Below are 14,231 nucleotides of genomic sequence, written 5' to 3'. Positions count from 1 at the left end.
GGATTCCCGCCTTCGCGGGAATGACGGAATATCGGGGCTGACCCCTAGCCCTTCCTGAACAGTGCCTCGGCGGCCGCTTTCTGGCTCGTCGCGGCGCTGCGGTGCGCCTTGACGCGCTTGATTTCGGCTTCGAGTATTTCGATGCGTTCGCCCAATTCGTCGACCGACAGCGGATCGAGCGGCTGCTTGATCAGCGCCGTCAGCACATCGTCGCGGCGGCGGGGAAGGTCGTCATCGTCCATGGCGCATCCTCCTGGTCCCTAAGGTTAAAAGGCGCGCGACTGTTGACCCGTGTCGCGGCTCTGTCAATAAGGCGAGGCAGGGGGTAGGGGACGAAACGACCAGTGGGGGAAATAGCAGCGTGACCAGCGTGCCAGTAGAGATGACCGCCATCGCCATCAGTGCGCCGGGCGGGCCCGAGGTGTTGCAGCCGACAACGCGCCCGGTGCCGCAGCCCGGAGCGGGCGAGGTGCTGATCCGCGTCGCCGCGGCGGGGGTCAACCGCCCCGACGTGCTCCAGCGCATGGGATTTTACCCGCCGCCGCCGGGGGCATCGGACCTGCCGGGGCTGGAGATTTCGGGCACGATCGTCGCGGCCGGTCCCGGCGGCGATCCCGAGCTTCTGGGGCAGGCGGTGTGCGCGCTCGTCGCGGGCGGCGGCTATGCCGAATATTGCATCGCGCCCGTGGGAAGCTGCCTGCCGGTGCCGAAGGGCTTTTCGATGGAAGAGGCGGCCGCGCTGCCCGAGACCGTCTTTACCGTGTGGCACAATCTGTTCGAGCGCGGCTATGTGCGCGACGGCGAGACGGTGCTTGTCCACGGCGGCACCAGCGGCATCGGGACGACCGCGATCGGGCTTTGCAAATTGTTCGACATCAAGATCATCGTGACGTGCGGGAGCGCCGACAAATGCGCCGCCGCGACCGCGCTCGGTGCGGATCTGGCTGTCGATTATTCGGCCGAGGATTATGTCGAGGCGGTGAAGAGCTTCACCGGCGGCAAGGGCGTCAATGTCGTGCTCGACATGGTCGGCGGCGACTATCTGCCGCGCAACCTCGCCTGCCTCGCCGAGGATGGGCGCCATGTCACCATCGCGTTCCAGCGCGGCGCGAAGGTCGAATTCGACATCGCCGATGTGATGCGCCGCCGGCTGACGCTGACCGGCTCGACGCTGCGCGCGCGCAGCGCCGATTTCAAGGCAGCGCTGGCGGACGAAATCCATGGCACGCTCTGGCAGCGGCTCGCCGAAGGCGGGTGGAAGCCGGCGATGGATCAAGCCTTCCCGCTCGCCGAAGCCGCCGCGGCGCATGCGCGGATGCAGGCGGGCGAGCATGTGGGGAAGATCGTGCTCCGCGTGGGGTGAACCGAGGGAACATTCGATAAGGATCGGCGGTTGAGCGAGTGGGGGCCAATCAAAAGAGGATGATCTCTCCTAATGAAGATGCGTAGTTTGTTGCTTCCCGCCACCGCTCTCTCCTTTGCCCTTGCGGCCTGTTCCGGGTCAGCCGAAACCGAAAAAACGCCGACCGCATCCTATGACGGCGACGTCGTGCCCGAGGGCAGGGCGGCCGAACCGGTGCCCACGATCAAGCCCACCGACATTCCGACGCGCGGCGGCGACGGGTCGCCGATCGAACTGGCGGCGCTGACCGAAGCTGATGTCAGCGGCGCGAAGCTGAAGGGCGAACTCGCGTGCAGCTTCGCCGCCGACGAAGCCGCGCAGCCGATCCTGCACGCGCAGGGCGACGTCGCGTCCACCGAGCCGTCGCGCGGCATCGTGAAGGTCGGCGATACGATCGAAGCAGCGTCGGCCAACGGCGGCTTCGACGCGATGGCGAAGGGCACCAAATTCTTTGCCAAGGGGCTTGAGCTTCGCGTCGCGCTGGTCGGCCCCGCCGCGGGCGGTGGCGAGTCGCCGCCGCGTCCGGCGACGCTGACCGCCGACCGCGCCGACGGCGCGCAGCGCGTCTTCGCGGGGCTGTGGCGCTGCGGTCCGTAACGCCCGCTTGCGGGCACCGCGCGCACGCCGCATAGAGGCGTCGCCGCGGTGTCGGGGGATGGCGGCGCTTCATCACGATGGAGGCTGCAATGGGCGACAGGCCGATCCTTCACGAATATGCCGCGAGCGGCAATTGCTACAAGATCCGGCTGACCGCGGCTTTGCTCGATTGCCCGATCGAACGGCGCGAATATGACATCATGAAGGGCGAGACGCGCACGCCCGACTTCCTCGCGAACGTCAACGCCAATGGCCGCATCCCGGTGCTGCAGGTCGGCGACAAATTCTTGCCCGAAAGCAATGCCGCCTGCTTCTGGCTCGCCGACGGGACGCACCTCGTCCCCTATGACCGGTTCGAGCGCGCCGACATGCTGCACTGGATGTTCTTCGAACAATATAATCACGAACCCAATGTCGCGACCTTGCGCTTCTGGATGAAGTGGATCGGCGCCGACAATTTGAACGACGCGCAGCGGATGCTGATCCCGGCGAAGCAGGCGGCGGGGGCCGCGGCGCTGAAGCTGATGGACGAGCATCTCGCCGCGCACGACTGGCTCGCGGGTCAGCGCCTCTCGCTCGCCGACATCGCGCTCTATGCCTATACGCATGTCGCCGAGGAGGGAGGGCTCTTCGCGCTGTCCGACTATCCGGCGGTACAGCGCTGGCTGGCGCGGGTCGAGGCCGAGCCCGGCTATGTAAAGATGGGATAGCGGTCAGATCGGCAAGCGTGTTCGCCCAGTTCGGCAACCAGCCGGTCCACCAGCGCATCGACGCTGCTTTCCGCGGCGGCGATCGATTGGGCGAGGCGTTCGTCGGCGAACTCGTCAAATTCGACCGCGATCGAATCGGTATCGCGAAGCCCGATATAGGCGAGCGGCGCTTTCAAGCTGGCCTCGACGAAATTGACGTCAGCCTGGCGCCCGCCCGGATCATAACCATAATCGCCGCGCGCGCCGAGGATGACCAGCCGCTTGCCGGGGGGCAGCATCGGCCAATAGGGCTCGCCCGCCCGCGCGCGGTCGAAACCGAAAGTGACGCCGACGCGAACGATGTTGTCGAGCCACGCCTTCAGCGGTGCCGGCATGCCGAAATTATACATGGGCGCCCCGACGACGACGAGATCCGCCGCCATCAGTTCGGCGACCAGCCGGTCGCTTTCGGCCAGCCGCGCGCGCTGTTCGTCGCTGCGCCGGCCGGGCGGGGAGAAAGCGGCGGCGATCCATTCGGCGTCGACATGCGACGGCGGAGTGAGGCCGACGTCGCGATAGACCATCTCATCCTGCGGTCGCGCGCTCGACCAGCGGCGTATCAGGCGGTCGCCCAGCCGCCGGCTGTGCGAGCCATGCCGGTCCCGGCCCGAAACGCCCGGACGGGCGCTGGAATCGATGTGAAGTATGCGAAGGGGCGATCTTTCGGGAGCGTTCATGGAATAATCCAGTTCATTTGATGGGATGACTGGACGCATATATTCCCCTATAATTGGCGCAGTCGAACGCGAATACTTCAGCCAATGGATCGATTTTCCTCATCCATGACACGAAACCGGAAATTGCCGCCGCTGGCGGCGTTGCGCGCCTTTGAGGCGGCGGCACGTCATCTCAGTTTCCAGCGAGCAGCCGGTGAGCTGGCCGTCACGCCGACGGCGATCAGCCACCAGATTCGTCTGCTGGAGGATGTGCTGGGGCTCGCGCTGTTCACGCGCCAGGTGCGGCAGGTCGCGCTGACCGAAGCGGGCGAGCGATTATATCCGACCTTGCGCGACGGGTTCGATGCATTCGACCGGGCGCTTGCCGATCTCGCGCCGGGGTCCCGGCGTGCGGCGGTGACATTAACCGCGACGATCCAGTTTACGGCACGCAGGCTGCTGCCCGCGCTCGGCTCGTTTCGCGAACGCTTTCCCGATTTCGATCTGCGGCTGCATTCCTCGAACGAGCCCGTCGATCTGGCGGCGGGACTGGCCGATGTCGCGGTTCGTTATGGTCGCGGGCCCTTTGACGGGCTGGTCGGCCGGCCGCTTTTTTCGGAACGCTTCGGATTGCTCTGCAGCCCGAAGCTCGGCCTCACCGGACCGGAGGATCTCGCGCGCGCCACTTTGCTGCACGTCGAATGGCGCCAGCCCGCCAACGCGTCCGACTGGCGGCGGTGGGCACGGCTTGCCGGGATGGAGGGGCTGGCCGTCGATGAAGGGCCGCGTTTCAGTTCGGACGATCACGCCGTGCAGGCGGCGGTCGCAGGGCATGGCGTTATGATCGGAAGCTTGATCCTCGCCCGGCCGGAGATCGATGCCGGGCTGCTGGTCCATCCCTTCGGCCCGGTCATCGAAGGGGAGAGCTACCATATGCTTGCGACGCCCGCGAACATGGCCTGCGCCGATGTGCGCGCGGTTTGCGCGTGGCTCGTCGAATCGGTCGCGGGCTTCGCCGCGGGCGACCACCCCTTGCCCGCAGCCTAAAACAGGTCTACATCAGCCGCCGAACGGCCGCCTCGCAAGGGGCGGCCCTTATTATTTCCGCTTGGAGAGTTTCCGTCATGGCCAACGCCGATGCCACCCCGCTGATGCCGCACGCGACCGCCGCCTGGCTGGTCGACAACACCGGCCTCACCTTTGTCCAGATCGCCGAATATTGCGGCATCCACATCCTCGAAGTGCAGGCGATCGCCGACGAGACCGCCGCGACCAAATATACCGGCCGCGACCCCGTCCGCGCGCACGAGCTGTCGATGGAAGAAATCGAAAAGGGCCAGAACGACCCGAACTACAAGCTCAAGATGAGCAAGCAGGCGCAGGACACGATTCGCCGCACCCGCGGCCCGCGCTATACCCCGGTCAGCAAGCGCCAGGACAAGCCCGACGGCATCGCCTGGATCCTGAAGAACCATCCCGAAGTGTCCGACGGCGCGATCGGCAAGCTGATCGGCACCACCCGCAACACGATCGGCGCGATCCGCGACCGCAGCCACTGGAACAGCGCCAATATTGTCCCCAAGGATCCGGTGACGCTCGGCCTCTGCTCGCAGCGCGAGCTCGACGCGCTCGTCGCCAAGGCGGCGAAGAAGGCCGGCATCAAGGCGCCCGAAGACAGCCGTTTCGAGGGCGACCGCGAAGCGCTGCTCGAAGAGCTGCGTGCCGAACGCACCGCCGCGAACGAAGCGCGCGCCGCCGAGGAAGCCGAAGCCGACGGCGAAGCCTGAGGCATGGCGGGGACGGACGAGGATAATATCCCGGCGGCCAGCGGCTCGCCGGATGCTTCGCTGACCCAGGACGACAGCTTTACCGCGACGAGCCATGCGGGCCTCACCTATCCATGGGGCGAAGCCGCGCCGGGCGCGGGCGAGACGATCCGCATCGCGAACGGCATCAGCTGGGCGCGCATCCCGATGCCGGGGTCGCTCGGCCATATCAACAGCTGGCTGCTCGATGATGGCGACGGCGTGGCCGTCGTCGATACCGGCATCTGCCTGACGATGTGTTCCGATGCGTGGAAGGCACTTTTTGCCGGCGCGCTGAAGGACAAGCGCATCACGCGCGTGATCGGCACGCACCTCCATCCCGACCACATCGGCCTCGCGGGCTGGATCGCGAAGAAGCAGGACGTGAAGCTGTGGATGACGCGCGGCGAGATGCTCACCGCGCGCGCGATCGTCGCCGATTCGTCCGACACCGCCCCCGACGAGGTGCTGACGCAGTCGCGCGCCGCGGGCTGGGATGAAGCGGCGATCGAGGCGTCCAAAGCGCGCGGCTGGAACATGTTCCAGCGAATGATCTTCACGCTGCCGCGCTCCTATGTGCGGATCAAGGATGGCGACCGCCTCGACATGGGCGCGCACCAGTGGCGCGTCGTCACCGGGTCGGGGCACAGCCCCGAACATGCGTGCCTGTGGAACGAGAAAGAGGGCGTACTCGTCTCGGGCGACCAGGTGCTGCCGCGGATCAGCTCGAACGTTTCGGTCAATATCACCGAACCCGACGCCGATCCCCTGGGCGAATGGCTCGCGTCGATCGACAAATTGCTCGCGACGGTGCCCGCCGATGTCGTCACCTGCCCCGCGCATGGCGAGCCCTTCAAGGGGCTGCATGTCCGCCTGATGGCGCTGCGCGACGAGCATCGGATGCGGCTCTACAATCTCGCCGAAGCCGCGGCGAAGGCGCCGATGCGCGCGGTCGACAGTTTCCCCCTGCTCTTCAACCGCCCGATCGGCGAACATAATCAGGGCCTCGCGACGGGCGAAGCGCTCGCGCATCTCAAACGGCTCGAGGTCGAAGGGCGCGTGCAGCGCGAGGACCGTGATGGCGTATGGTGGTATCACGGCGTAGCCTGATGCGGTGTGCGATGGCGATACTGCTCGCGGCCGCGACGGTGGCATCGCCTGCCGCGCGGGCGACCGAACCGGCGGCCGCCGATCAGGCGAATGACGAGATTGTTGTCACCGCGCGCCGTTCGGGTGCGCCGATGTGGACGATCCAGACGCCGACCGGCGTCGTCATCCTCGTCGGCGAGATCGCGGCGGTTCCGAAGGCAACGCCGTGGCGGCCCGAGCGGCTCGAAGGCGCGACCGACCGGGCGCAGCGCGTCATCCTCGGCACCAAGGCGAAGGTGTCGCCGGGCGACATCCTGCGGCTGATCTTCAAGGGCGGCGGGCTCACCAAATTGCCGAAGGAGCGTGTCGCCGCCGACTATCTCGATGTGCGCCAGATGCAGCGGCTCCATGCGCTCGAAACGCGCTTCGATCAGGACTATGCGCGCTCGAATTTCCTGATGACGGCGTTCGACCTGCTCTCGAAACGCTTGTCCTTTAACAAGGACAGCGCCGACGACGCGTCCGACGTCGTGCGCAAGGCCGCGCGGCAGTCGAAGATTCCGACGCAGCCCGTCGGTGAGGTACGCGGCGAGGATATGCTCGACAATCTGTTCGCCGCGGCGCCCGAGACGCATATCCCCTGCCTCGAAGCCGCGATGACGGCGGTCGAGGCGGGCGGCGATGTGGTGATCGAGCGCGGCCGCGCGTGGACCGAATTCGACGTGCCCGCGGTGATGGCGAGCCCGCTCGAGGAGGCGCTCGGGCGCTGCTGGCCGTGGACGAACGACAGCTTCGGTCCCGAGCTGCGTCAGACGTGGTTCGGTGCGATCCGCGATGCGACGGTGCAGCCCGGCGTGACGCTGGCGGTGGTTCCGCTGCGCATATTGGCCGAAAAGGACGGCGTGCTCGACCGGCTCAAGGCGCAAGGCCTGCCGATTACCGGCCCGGCCTGGTAGTCACGGCCTATCGCGGTCTTTGCATGATCCAGCTGAACGCCATCGCGTTGAAGATCGTATAGAGGCCATAGAGCATCAGCGCGGTGAACCAGTTCCGCGTCGCAATCGCCATCGCGCCGACGAGCAGCAGGAATTCAAAGACATAGGTGATGTTCGGCCCGACCTTGTCGGCAAGTGGTTTGACCATCTGCTGGATCAGCGGGTCGTCGCTTTCCATGAAGGCGCGGTGCATCGCGAAATTGCCGACACCGGCACAGAAAATGGCGATGAGCGCGATAACCATAGGTTTGCAAATGGGGGACGCGGGGTGGAAATGCCAGCAACTTTCGGTTTATAGGGGCGCATCGCTCGCGCACCGGCCCCGCGCGGTCGATCGAACGAACCCGGCTCCTGCCCCCCAGAGAAGGACGTCTTCGGTGACAACTCTCCCCCGCCTGGCCGCGCTTTGCCTGCCGCTCGCTCTAGCCGTTCCGTCGGCGCACGCGTCGCAGGAACCGGTCGATCCGCCGCAGCCGAACCCCGTGCTCGTCGACCCGGTACTGGCCAATCCGATTCCCACGGCACTGATGGAGCCCGACCCGGTGTTGCCCGACGCGGTGCGCGCGATGATCGACGCCGCCTTCGCGAGCGGCGACAATGACGATGTCGAAGCGGTGGCCAAGGTCGCCAGACGGACCAACCCGCGTAATATCGGCGAAATCGACGCGCTCCTCGCTTATTATCGCAGCGAGCATCCCCCCGAGACGCCGCCCGACCCGGTGGGCAATATGCTCGCAGCCGCGATGGCGACCGCCAAGGATGCCGATGTCGAGGCGGTGGCAAAGCTCGCGAAGGAAACCAATCCCGAGAATGCAGCGGAGATCGAGGAACGACTCCTCGCCTATCGCGCCGAACGAAAGCGTCTGCGGGACGAGGCGGCGGCGGCCGAGCGCGCTCGACTGGCCGCGTCGAAATTCTGGCAGAACTGGAAGGGCGAGGGGCAGATCGGTGCGTCGCAGAGCAGCGGCAACACCGAGTCCGTCGGGCTGAGCGCCGGCGTCGCGCTTGCGCGAAAGGGGATCGACTGGACGCACAAGTTTCGCGCGCAGGCCGATTACCAGCGCACCAACGGCAAGACGTCGGTCGAACGCTATCTGAGCGAGATCGAGCCGCAATATCGGATCAACGACCGCACCTTTGCTTTTGGCCTCGGCCGCTGGGAACATGACCGGATTCTCGGGTACGACACGCGCTGGAACCTGTCGGGCGGGCTCGGCTACAAGGTCGTCGATAGCAAGAAGATGACGCTGAGCCTGAAGGGCGGCCCGGCGTTTCGCCAGACCGACTTCGTGAACGGCGAAGAGGACACCGAACTGACCGCGCTCGCGGGGCTCGATTTCGGCTGGCAGATCTCGCCGACGCTGCGGCTGACACAGGTCGCATCGACGATCATCGGCGAGGCCAATGGGTCGACCAGCTCGCAGACCGCGCTCAGCGCCAAGCTGACCGGCGCGTTGTCGGCGCGCATCGCCTATTCGGCGCAGATCGACACAAGCCCGCCGCCGGGCATCGAAAGCGTCGACACGCAGACGCGGTTTACGCTGGTGTACGGGTTCTAGAAGTTTGATCCTCCCTGTCGCGAAGCGATGGGGAGGGGACCGCGCATCGCAGATGCGTGGTGGAGGGGCCGTGACGTCGCGTCTTCGCCCCTCCGTCAGCGCTTCGCGCTGCCACCTCCCCATGCCTGCGGCACAGGGAGAATCTTCCGCCTATTTGATCGCCGCCAGCACGTAGAGGAATTCGGCGAAGCCCATCGTCGCGTCGACGAGCCCGGCGACCTTGGGATTGGTCGAATCGATCAGAAAATATTCGTCGGGGGCGTGCGCACCCGATCCGTGGCCGATACCGAAATGCGCCGCGGGGATCGACACCGGCGGCGCGGTGAAGGTCGATCCCGGCCAGCTGCCCGCCATCCGCGGGTTGAGGCTCGTCGCGACGCCGAGCTTCTTGTACGTCGCGAGTTCCGAGCGGACGAGGCGGCTGTCCTCGGCGACCTCCGTCGGATCGTAGCCGCCGGATACATTGACCTCGACATCGGTGAAGCCATGCTTGTCGAGATGCGCACGCAGCTTCTTCTCAGCCTCGGCGCGCGTCTGGTTGGGAACGAGGCGCAGGTCGAGCTTGGCGACCGCCTTGCCGGGCAGCACGGTCTTGCCGCCGGGGCCGGTATAGCCCGCGACCAGCCCCTCGATATTGACCGTCGGTTCCTGCGCGAGACGGATCAGCGCGTCGTCGTAGGAGAGATTGTCGATCCAGTGGGTGATGCCAAGCGCCGCTTTCTGCTGCGCCTCGTCGCCCGCCTTCGCGGCTTCGCGGATCAGCGTCTTTTCGCGGTCGGTGAGCGGGCGGACATTTTCGAACCAGCCCTCGATCGCGGGCTTGTTACCGTCGGGGGTGACGAGCGTCTGCAATGCCTGCACCAGCCGCCATGCGGGCGAATCGACCATGGCTTTGAGGCTCGAATGGACATCGCCTTTCGGACCGCGGCCCCATTTTTCGCCGCTCGCGATCAGTTCGAGCTCGATGATCCCCTTCGAGCCGAGGTTGACCGTGACGTTGCCCGTCTTGCCCTGCGAGGCAAAGGGAATGAAAATGCCTTCGCACTTCTTGAGTGCGGCGAGGATGTTCGGCTTGGTCGCGATCTGGCGGAAGTGCGGCGAGCCGATCTCCTCCTCACCCTCGCACACGAGCACGATGTTCACCGGCAGTTTGCGCCCCGCGGCGCGGATCGCGTGGAGCGCGGCGAGGAAAGTCGCCTCGGGCCCCTTCTGGTTCACTGCTCCGCGGCCCATGATCGCCTGCCCGAAACCGGGGCGCTCGACCATCTTGCCCTCGAGCGGGGGCGACGACCATTCGGCCGGGTCATACTGTTTGACGTCGTACATGAAATAGATGCCGAGCGTGCGCTTCGCGCCGACATCGATCGTGCCGAACACGCCGGGGTGGCCGTCGGTCGGCACGATCTCGACATTGGTGAAGCCCGCGTCCTTCGCGAGCTCGGCCATATAGGCCGCGCCCTCGGGCATGCTGCGATTTTCGGCGGCGATCGAGGGGAGGGCGATCCAGTCGCGGATGCGCTTGATCGACGCATCCTTGCCCGCCTCGGCGGCCTTGCGGATATCCGTCATCGTACCCGACTGCGCCCAGAGCGGAACGGGCTGCATGAACGCGGCACCCGCCCCCAGCATCGCGGTGCCGCGCAACATGTCGCGGCGGTTCAGTCGGTTAAGCTCACGGAAATCCATCATGCGTCCCCTGCCTGCTTCGTATGCGAAGCAATGTGCCGCATCGGCGGCGAAACGCAAGCGCGTGTCGGGGACTTACCGTTACGTGGGTAGCGACCGGCCGTCGTCCCACGATCGTCATCCCGGCGAAGGCCGGAATCTCGCCGTTTCGGAGGTTTCGCGCCGCTAGGCGAGACCCCCGCCTTCGCCGGGGTGACGAAGGACGAGGGAGGAGTTACGCCTTCTCGAGCAACCCTTCGTCCTTGATCCGTTTCTGCCACAGCTTCGGCGCGTTGACGTGGACATTCTGGCCTTCGCTGTCGACCGCGACAGTGACGGGGAAGTCCTGGACTTCGAACTCGTAGATCGCTTCCATGCCGAGGTCGGCGAAACCGACGACCTTCGACCCCTTGATCGCGCGCGCGACCAGATAGGCCGCGCCGCCGACCGCCATGAGGTACGCGCTCTTGTGCTTGGCGATCGCCTGCGTTGCGGCGGGGCCGCGTTCGGCCTTGCCGACGCAGGCGAGCAGACCTTGGTCCAGCATCATGTCCATGAACTTGTCCATGCGCGTCGCGGTCGTGGGCCCTGCGGGGCCGACGATTTCTTCGCCGACCGGGTCGACCGGGCCGACGTAGTAGATGACGCGGCCCTTGAATTCGACGGGAAGTTCCTCGCCCTTCGCCAGCATGTCGGCGATGCGCTTGTGCGCGGCGTCGCGGCCGGTGAGCATCTTGCCGCTCAAGAGGATGCGGTCGCCCTGTTTCCAGCTTGCGACGACTTCGGGGGTGAGATTGTCGAGATCGACGCGGATCGCGGCCGTATCGGGCTTCCAGTCGATCTGCGGATAGTCGGCGAGCACGGGCGGTTCGAGGAACGCCGGGCCGCTGCCGTCGAGTGTGACGTGCGCGTGGCGGGTGGCGGCGCAGTTCGGGATCATCGCGACGGGCTTTGACGCGGCATGCGTCGGCCAGTCGGCGATCTTGATGTCGAGCACGGTTGCGAGGCCGCCGAGCCCCTGCGCGCCGATGCCGAGCGCGTTGACCTTTTCATACAGCTCGATGCGCAGCTCTTCGGTCGGGTTCGACGGGCCGCGTGCGAGCAGCTCGGTCATGTCGATCGGGTCCATCAGCGACTGCTTCGCGAGCAGCATCGCCTTTTCGGCGGTGCCGCCGATGCCGATGCCGAGCATGCCCGGCGGGCACCAGCCGGCGCCCATCTGCGGCACCATTTCGAGCACCCAGTCGACGATCGAATCCGACGGGTTCATCATCTTGAACTTCGACTTATTCTCGCTGCCGCCGCCCTTTGCGGCGACGTCGATCACGACCTTCGCGCCGGGGACCATTTCGACGTTGAGCACCGACGGCGTGTTATCCTTCGTGTTCACGCGGCTGAAGGCCGGGTCGGCGAGGATCGAGGCGCGCAGCTTGTTGTCGGGGTGGAGATAGGCTTTGCGCACGCCCTCATCGACGACCTGCTGCAGGCTGCGGGGTGAGTCGAGGCGGCAGTCCATGCCCCATTTGATGAAGACGGTGACGATGCCCGTGTCCTGGCAGATCGGGCGGTGCCCCTCGGCGCACATGCGGCTGTTCGAGAGGATCTGCGCCATCGCGTCCTTCGCGGCGGGCGAGACTTCGCGTTCGTAGGCGGCGCCCAGCGCGCGGATATAGTCCATCGGATGGAAATAGCTGATGTACTGGAGCGCGTCGGCGATCGTTTCGATCAGGTCGTCTTCGCGGATGATCACGGTGTTCATGTGCAGCCCTTCGCCCTTTTGCAGGATTCGCGGCTTCCCTAGACCCGCACGGTCGGGGTGGACAAGGGGTCAGGTGCGGCGGCGGCCGAAGACAGGGCGCGTCGGGGTGGCGGTTTGTACTTCGCCGGGTTCGGGCACCGCCGCCCCTAGATCGACGAGCGGGCGTTTGTGGGCGAACGCCCGCCAACTGCCCGTAGCGGCCAGCGCCAGAAGCAGAAGCCAGCCGCCCGCCGCCGATGGCATCAGCGCCCAGGCGAAGGCGGCGGGGGTGATGATCGCCATCACGGTCGGGATCGCGGCTAGGATCGCGATCGTCCCGAACAGCGCCCACCAGCGCCCGAGCTGCGTCGCCGCGGCGCCGATCATGACATTGGTCGCGGCGAGCAGCAGGAACTTGGCGGCAACGGGGTAGGGCAGGCTCGCCATCGCGGGCGAATAGTCGCCCAGCGTGAAGGCGGCCTGGATGTCGAAGAGCAGGTAATTCTCCCATGCGTCGCAAAGCGCCGCGGCGACCGGCAGCACGGCGGCGGCAAGAAGCGCGCGGAGGCGAAGCTCGTGCCAGAGTGCGATGCACCCGCTGGCGAGAAAGCCCGCGTAGAGCAGCATATAGAGATAGTCGCGCTCGTTGCCGGTCCGCATCGCAGCGAGGCGCGTGACCTGCTGCGGGTCGGTATAGAAGCCGAAGATCGCTTCGAGGTCGGCTTGACCGCCGGCGAACTCGAACGCGAGGACCGGGGCGCCATAGCCGGGCGCGATGTCATGCCCCGTCTGCGGAAAGACCTGACCCAGATAGAGTCCGAAGAGCAAAGTCGCGATGCCGAATGCCAGCGTCCAGACCCACGCGCGCGTCGGCGCGGGCGGGCGCGTCCGCTGCGTTTCGATCCAATGCTGGAGCCCCCCGACCATCGTTTAGATGTCCGGTGGAGCGCGGCGGCTCACCTTATTGGCACTCGGCGCATTTGCCGCGCACCTCGATCACCGGGCGCTCGGCGGCGAAGCCTGTCGCCTCGGCCGCGGCGCGAACGCCGCCCGAAATCTTGTCGTTATCGACATGCACCGCGGTGCCGCAGCTGTCGCAGATCAGGAAGATGCAGTCGTGGAGGCAGCCGGGATGGCTGTTCGCGACAAAGGCGTTCGCGCTTTCGACGCGGCGGACGAGGTTGTTCGCCACGAACAGGTCGAGGATGCGATAGACGCTGTTCGGCGCGACGCGCTTGCCGCGCTTCTGCGAGACGATGTCGGCGATTTCATAGGCGCTCGCGGGCTTGCCGATTTCGGCGACCGCGTCGAAAATCTGCGCGCGCATGTCGGTCCATGCTTCGCCCGCGCCTTCGAGCGCGCTCTGCGCCGCCTTGGCGAGCGAGGCGCCGCTGGCCTCGACGTGCGGATGATCATGCTTGCCCATTGGCGTTTCCTCGAAGCGTGGGAAATCCCGCGCTAACTATCGTCCCAATGTAGGCTGTTTAGGGCGTGCCCGCAAGTTGCGGACATCTCCGATGCGGTGGGATCAGTGTCGCGCGCGGCGGTTGAGGTCGTGGCCCAGGGCGACGACCGCGACGCCGATCATCGTTGCGATCACTTCGCTGCCGTCGTGCGGCCGCGACAGCGCGCCCGCCATCATGCCCAGCCCGAAGCTGCCGACCGCGAAGGGCATCATATAGCCGTGGCTGAGCACGCCCGAAACGAGCGTGATCAGCGCAAAGCCGATCGCGATGATCAGCCCGATCTCGTGGAACAGATGATTGTCGAGAAACACCCCGCCGACCGACGCGATCGAGGCGAAGAAGATCGTCGTGGCGAGACAGTGGACGAGGCACAGCCCCGACAATCCCATCGCCAGCTGGTCGCCGCTCAAGGATGTCAGCGGCCGCGAATCGCGCGCAGCCCGAACCACCGCGCCGAGACGCGTCAGGACAGGGGCATGGCTGGCGACTTGGGTCACCCGATTCTCCGTT

Annotated in this window: 16 protein-coding genes; 8 read left to right on the top strand and 8 right to left on the bottom strand. The window is 66.2% G+C overall.

Annotation, left to right across the window (positions count from 1 at the left end; all coding sequences use genetic code 11):
- Window positions 1–44: 44 nt before the first annotated feature.
- Window positions 45–242: a DUF1192 domain-containing protein gene (locus ACTJI5_RS14250; protein ID WP_058539920.1), complete on the bottom strand. Its 198-nt coding sequence runs from the start codon at window positions 240–242 to the stop codon at window positions 45–47.
- Between the two features lie 119 nt (window positions 243–361).
- On the opposite strand from ACTJI5_RS14250, the gene ACTJI5_RS14245 reads away from it, so the two are divergent.
- From ACTJI5_RS14245 to ACTJI5_RS14235, 3 genes are all read left to right on the top strand, one after another.
- Complete coding sequence (locus ACTJI5_RS14245; protein ID WP_082639891.1) at window positions 362–1,363, top strand: NAD(P)H-quinone oxidoreductase; 1,002 nt, start codon at window positions 362–364, stop codon at window positions 1,361–1,363.
- 72 nt (window positions 1,364–1,435) lie between these two features.
- The gene (locus ACTJI5_RS14240; protein ID WP_440860787.1) at window positions 1,436–1,999 is read left to right on the top strand and encodes a hypothetical protein; all 564 of its coding nucleotides are present in this window, start codon (window positions 1,436–1,438) and stop codon (window positions 1,997–1,999) included.
- 89 nt (window positions 2,000–2,088) lie between these two features.
- On the top strand, window positions 2,089–2,709 hold the full coding sequence (locus ACTJI5_RS14235) for a glutathione S-transferase family protein (protein WP_440860786.1): 621 nt from the start codon (window positions 2,089–2,091) through the stop codon (window positions 2,707–2,709).
- Here ACTJI5_RS14235 and ACTJI5_RS14230 read toward each other — a convergent pair.
- Window positions 2,691–3,425 (bottom strand): FMN-dependent NADH-azoreductase, encoded by a 735-nt coding sequence (locus ACTJI5_RS14230; protein ID WP_440860785.1) that lies wholly within the window; start codon window positions 3,423–3,425, stop codon window positions 2,691–2,693. The genes ACTJI5_RS14235 and ACTJI5_RS14230 overlap by 19 nt on opposite strands.
- 105 nt (window positions 3,426–3,530) lie before the next feature.
- Between ACTJI5_RS14230 and ACTJI5_RS14225 the strand changes: the two genes are divergently transcribed.
- The 4 genes from ACTJI5_RS14225 to ACTJI5_RS14210 all read left to right on the top strand — a co-directional run bounded on the left by ACTJI5_RS14225 (window position 3,531) and on the right by ACTJI5_RS14210 (window position 7,254).
- Entirely contained in the window at window positions 3,531–4,451 is a 921-nt protein-coding gene (locus ACTJI5_RS14225; protein WP_440860784.1) for a LysR substrate-binding domain-containing protein, read from the top strand.
- A 104-nt stretch (window positions 4,452–4,555) separates the two neighbouring features.
- Complete coding sequence (locus ACTJI5_RS14220; RefSeq protein ID WP_440860928.1) at window positions 4,556–5,191, top strand: cell cycle transcriptional regulator TrcR; 636 nt, start codon at window positions 4,556–4,558, stop codon at window positions 5,189–5,191.
- Between the two features lie 3 nt (window positions 5,192–5,194).
- Window positions 5,195–6,319, top strand: coding sequence for an MBL fold metallo-hydrolase (locus tag ACTJI5_RS14215; RefSeq protein WP_440860783.1), 1,125 nt, complete (start codon window positions 5,195–5,197; stop codon window positions 6,317–6,319).
- A gap of 11 nt (window positions 6,320–6,330) precedes the next feature.
- On the top strand, window positions 6,331–7,254 hold the full coding sequence (locus tag ACTJI5_RS14210) for a TraB/GumN family protein (protein WP_440860782.1): 924 nt from the start codon (window positions 6,331–6,333) through the stop codon (window positions 7,252–7,254).
- Window positions 7,255–7,261: 7 nt separating this feature from the next.
- On the opposite strand, the gene ACTJI5_RS14205 is transcribed toward ACTJI5_RS14210, so the two are convergent.
- Window positions 7,262–7,537, bottom strand: a complete 276-nt coding sequence (locus ACTJI5_RS14205) for a hypothetical protein (RefSeq protein WP_037518141.1) — start codon at window positions 7,535–7,537, stop codon at window positions 7,262–7,264.
- Between the two features lie 133 nt (window positions 7,538–7,670).
- Between ACTJI5_RS14205 and ACTJI5_RS14200 the strand changes: the two genes are divergently transcribed.
- Window positions 7,671–8,852, top strand: a complete 1,182-nt coding sequence (locus ACTJI5_RS14200) for a DUF481 domain-containing protein (protein ID WP_310257356.1) — start codon at window positions 7,671–7,673, stop codon at window positions 8,850–8,852.
- A 150-nt stretch (window positions 8,853–9,002) separates the two neighbouring features.
- Here the strand turns inward: ACTJI5_RS14200 and ACTJI5_RS14195 are convergent, their stop codons facing one another.
- From ACTJI5_RS14195 to ACTJI5_RS14175, 5 genes are all read right to left on the bottom strand, one after another.
- A complete protein-coding gene (locus ACTJI5_RS14195; RefSeq protein WP_440860781.1) occupies window positions 9,003–10,541 on the bottom strand; it encodes a M20/M25/M40 family metallo-hydrolase in 1,539 nt (512 codons plus the stop codon).
- 211 nt (window positions 10,542–10,752) lie between these two features.
- A complete protein-coding gene (locus ACTJI5_RS14190; RefSeq protein WP_440860780.1) occupies window positions 10,753–12,276 on the bottom strand; it encodes a fumarate hydratase in 1,524 nt (507 codons plus the stop codon).
- A 69-nt stretch (window positions 12,277–12,345) separates the two neighbouring features.
- On the bottom strand, window positions 12,346–13,182 hold the full coding sequence (locus ACTJI5_RS14185; RefSeq protein WP_440860779.1) for a hypothetical protein: 837 nt from the start codon (window positions 13,180–13,182) through the stop codon (window positions 12,346–12,348).
- Window positions 13,183–13,216: 34 nt separating this feature from the next.
- Window positions 13,217–13,681 carry a Fur family transcriptional regulator gene (locus ACTJI5_RS14180; RefSeq protein WP_440860778.1) on the bottom strand — a complete coding sequence of 155 codons (465 nt, stop codon included), beginning with the start codon at window positions 13,679–13,681 and terminating at the stop codon, window positions 13,217–13,219.
- Between the two features lie 102 nt (window positions 13,682–13,783).
- Window positions 13,784–14,218 (bottom strand): MerC domain-containing protein, encoded by a 435-nt coding sequence (locus tag ACTJI5_RS14175; protein ID WP_082639892.1) that lies wholly within the window; start codon window positions 14,216–14,218, stop codon window positions 13,784–13,786.
- Window positions 14,219–14,231: the final 13 nt, after the last annotated feature.

It is taken from the genome of Sphingopyxis sp. 22461 (assembly GCF_052044915.1).
Taxonomy (GTDB): Bacteria; Pseudomonadota; Alphaproteobacteria; order Sphingomonadales; family Sphingomonadaceae; genus Sphingopyxis.
Note: the sequence above shows the minus strand (reverse complement) of the source record. Positions and strands in the feature narration are given on the sequence as shown.

Excerpts from the sequence above, each read along its gene's own strand:
- ACTJI5_RS14250 (WP_058539920.1), bottom strand. The coding sequence starts at position 242 with ATGGACGATGACGACCTTCCCCGCCGCCGCGACGATGTGCTGACGGCG.
- ACTJI5_RS14240 (WP_440860787.1), top strand. The coding sequence starts at position 1,436 with ATGAAGATGCGTAGTTTGTTGCTTCCCGCCACCGCTCTCTCCTTTGCC.
- ACTJI5_RS14235 (WP_440860786.1), top strand. The coding sequence starts at position 2,089 with ATGGGCGACAGGCCGATCCTTCACGAATATGCCGCGAGCGGCAATTGC.
- ACTJI5_RS14230 (WP_440860785.1), bottom strand. The coding sequence starts at position 3,425 with ATGAACGCTCCCGAAAGATCGCCCCTTCGCATACTTCACATCGATTCC.
- ACTJI5_RS14225 (WP_440860784.1), top strand. The coding sequence starts at position 3,531 with ATGACACGAAACCGGAAATTGCCGCCGCTGGCGGCGTTGCGCGCCTTT.
- ACTJI5_RS14220 (WP_440860928.1), top strand. The coding sequence starts at position 4,556 with ATGCCGCACGCGACCGCCGCCTGGCTGGTCGACAACACCGGCCTCACC.
- ACTJI5_RS14215 (WP_440860783.1), top strand. The coding sequence starts at position 5,195 with ATGGCGGGGACGGACGAGGATAATATCCCGGCGGCCAGCGGCTCGCCG.
- ACTJI5_RS14210 (WP_440860782.1), top strand. The coding sequence starts at position 6,331 with ATGGCGATACTGCTCGCGGCCGCGACGGTGGCATCGCCTGCCGCGCGG.
- ACTJI5_RS14205 (WP_037518141.1), bottom strand. The coding sequence starts at position 7,537 with ATGGTTATCGCGCTCATCGCCATTTTCTGTGCCGGTGTCGGCAATTTC.
- ACTJI5_RS14195 (WP_440860781.1), bottom strand. The coding sequence starts at position 10,541 with ATGATGGATTTCCGTGAGCTTAACCGACTGAACCGCCGCGACATGTTG.
- ACTJI5_RS14190 (WP_440860780.1), bottom strand. The coding sequence starts at position 12,276 with ATGAACACCGTGATCATCCGCGAAGACGACCTGATCGAAACGATCGCC.
- ACTJI5_RS14185 (WP_440860779.1), bottom strand. The coding sequence starts at position 13,182 with ATGGTCGGGGGGCTCCAGCATTGGATCGAAACGCAGCGGACGCGCCCG.
- ACTJI5_RS14180 (WP_440860778.1), bottom strand. The coding sequence starts at position 13,681 with ATGGGCAAGCATGATCATCCGCACGTCGAGGCCAGCGGCGCCTCGCTC.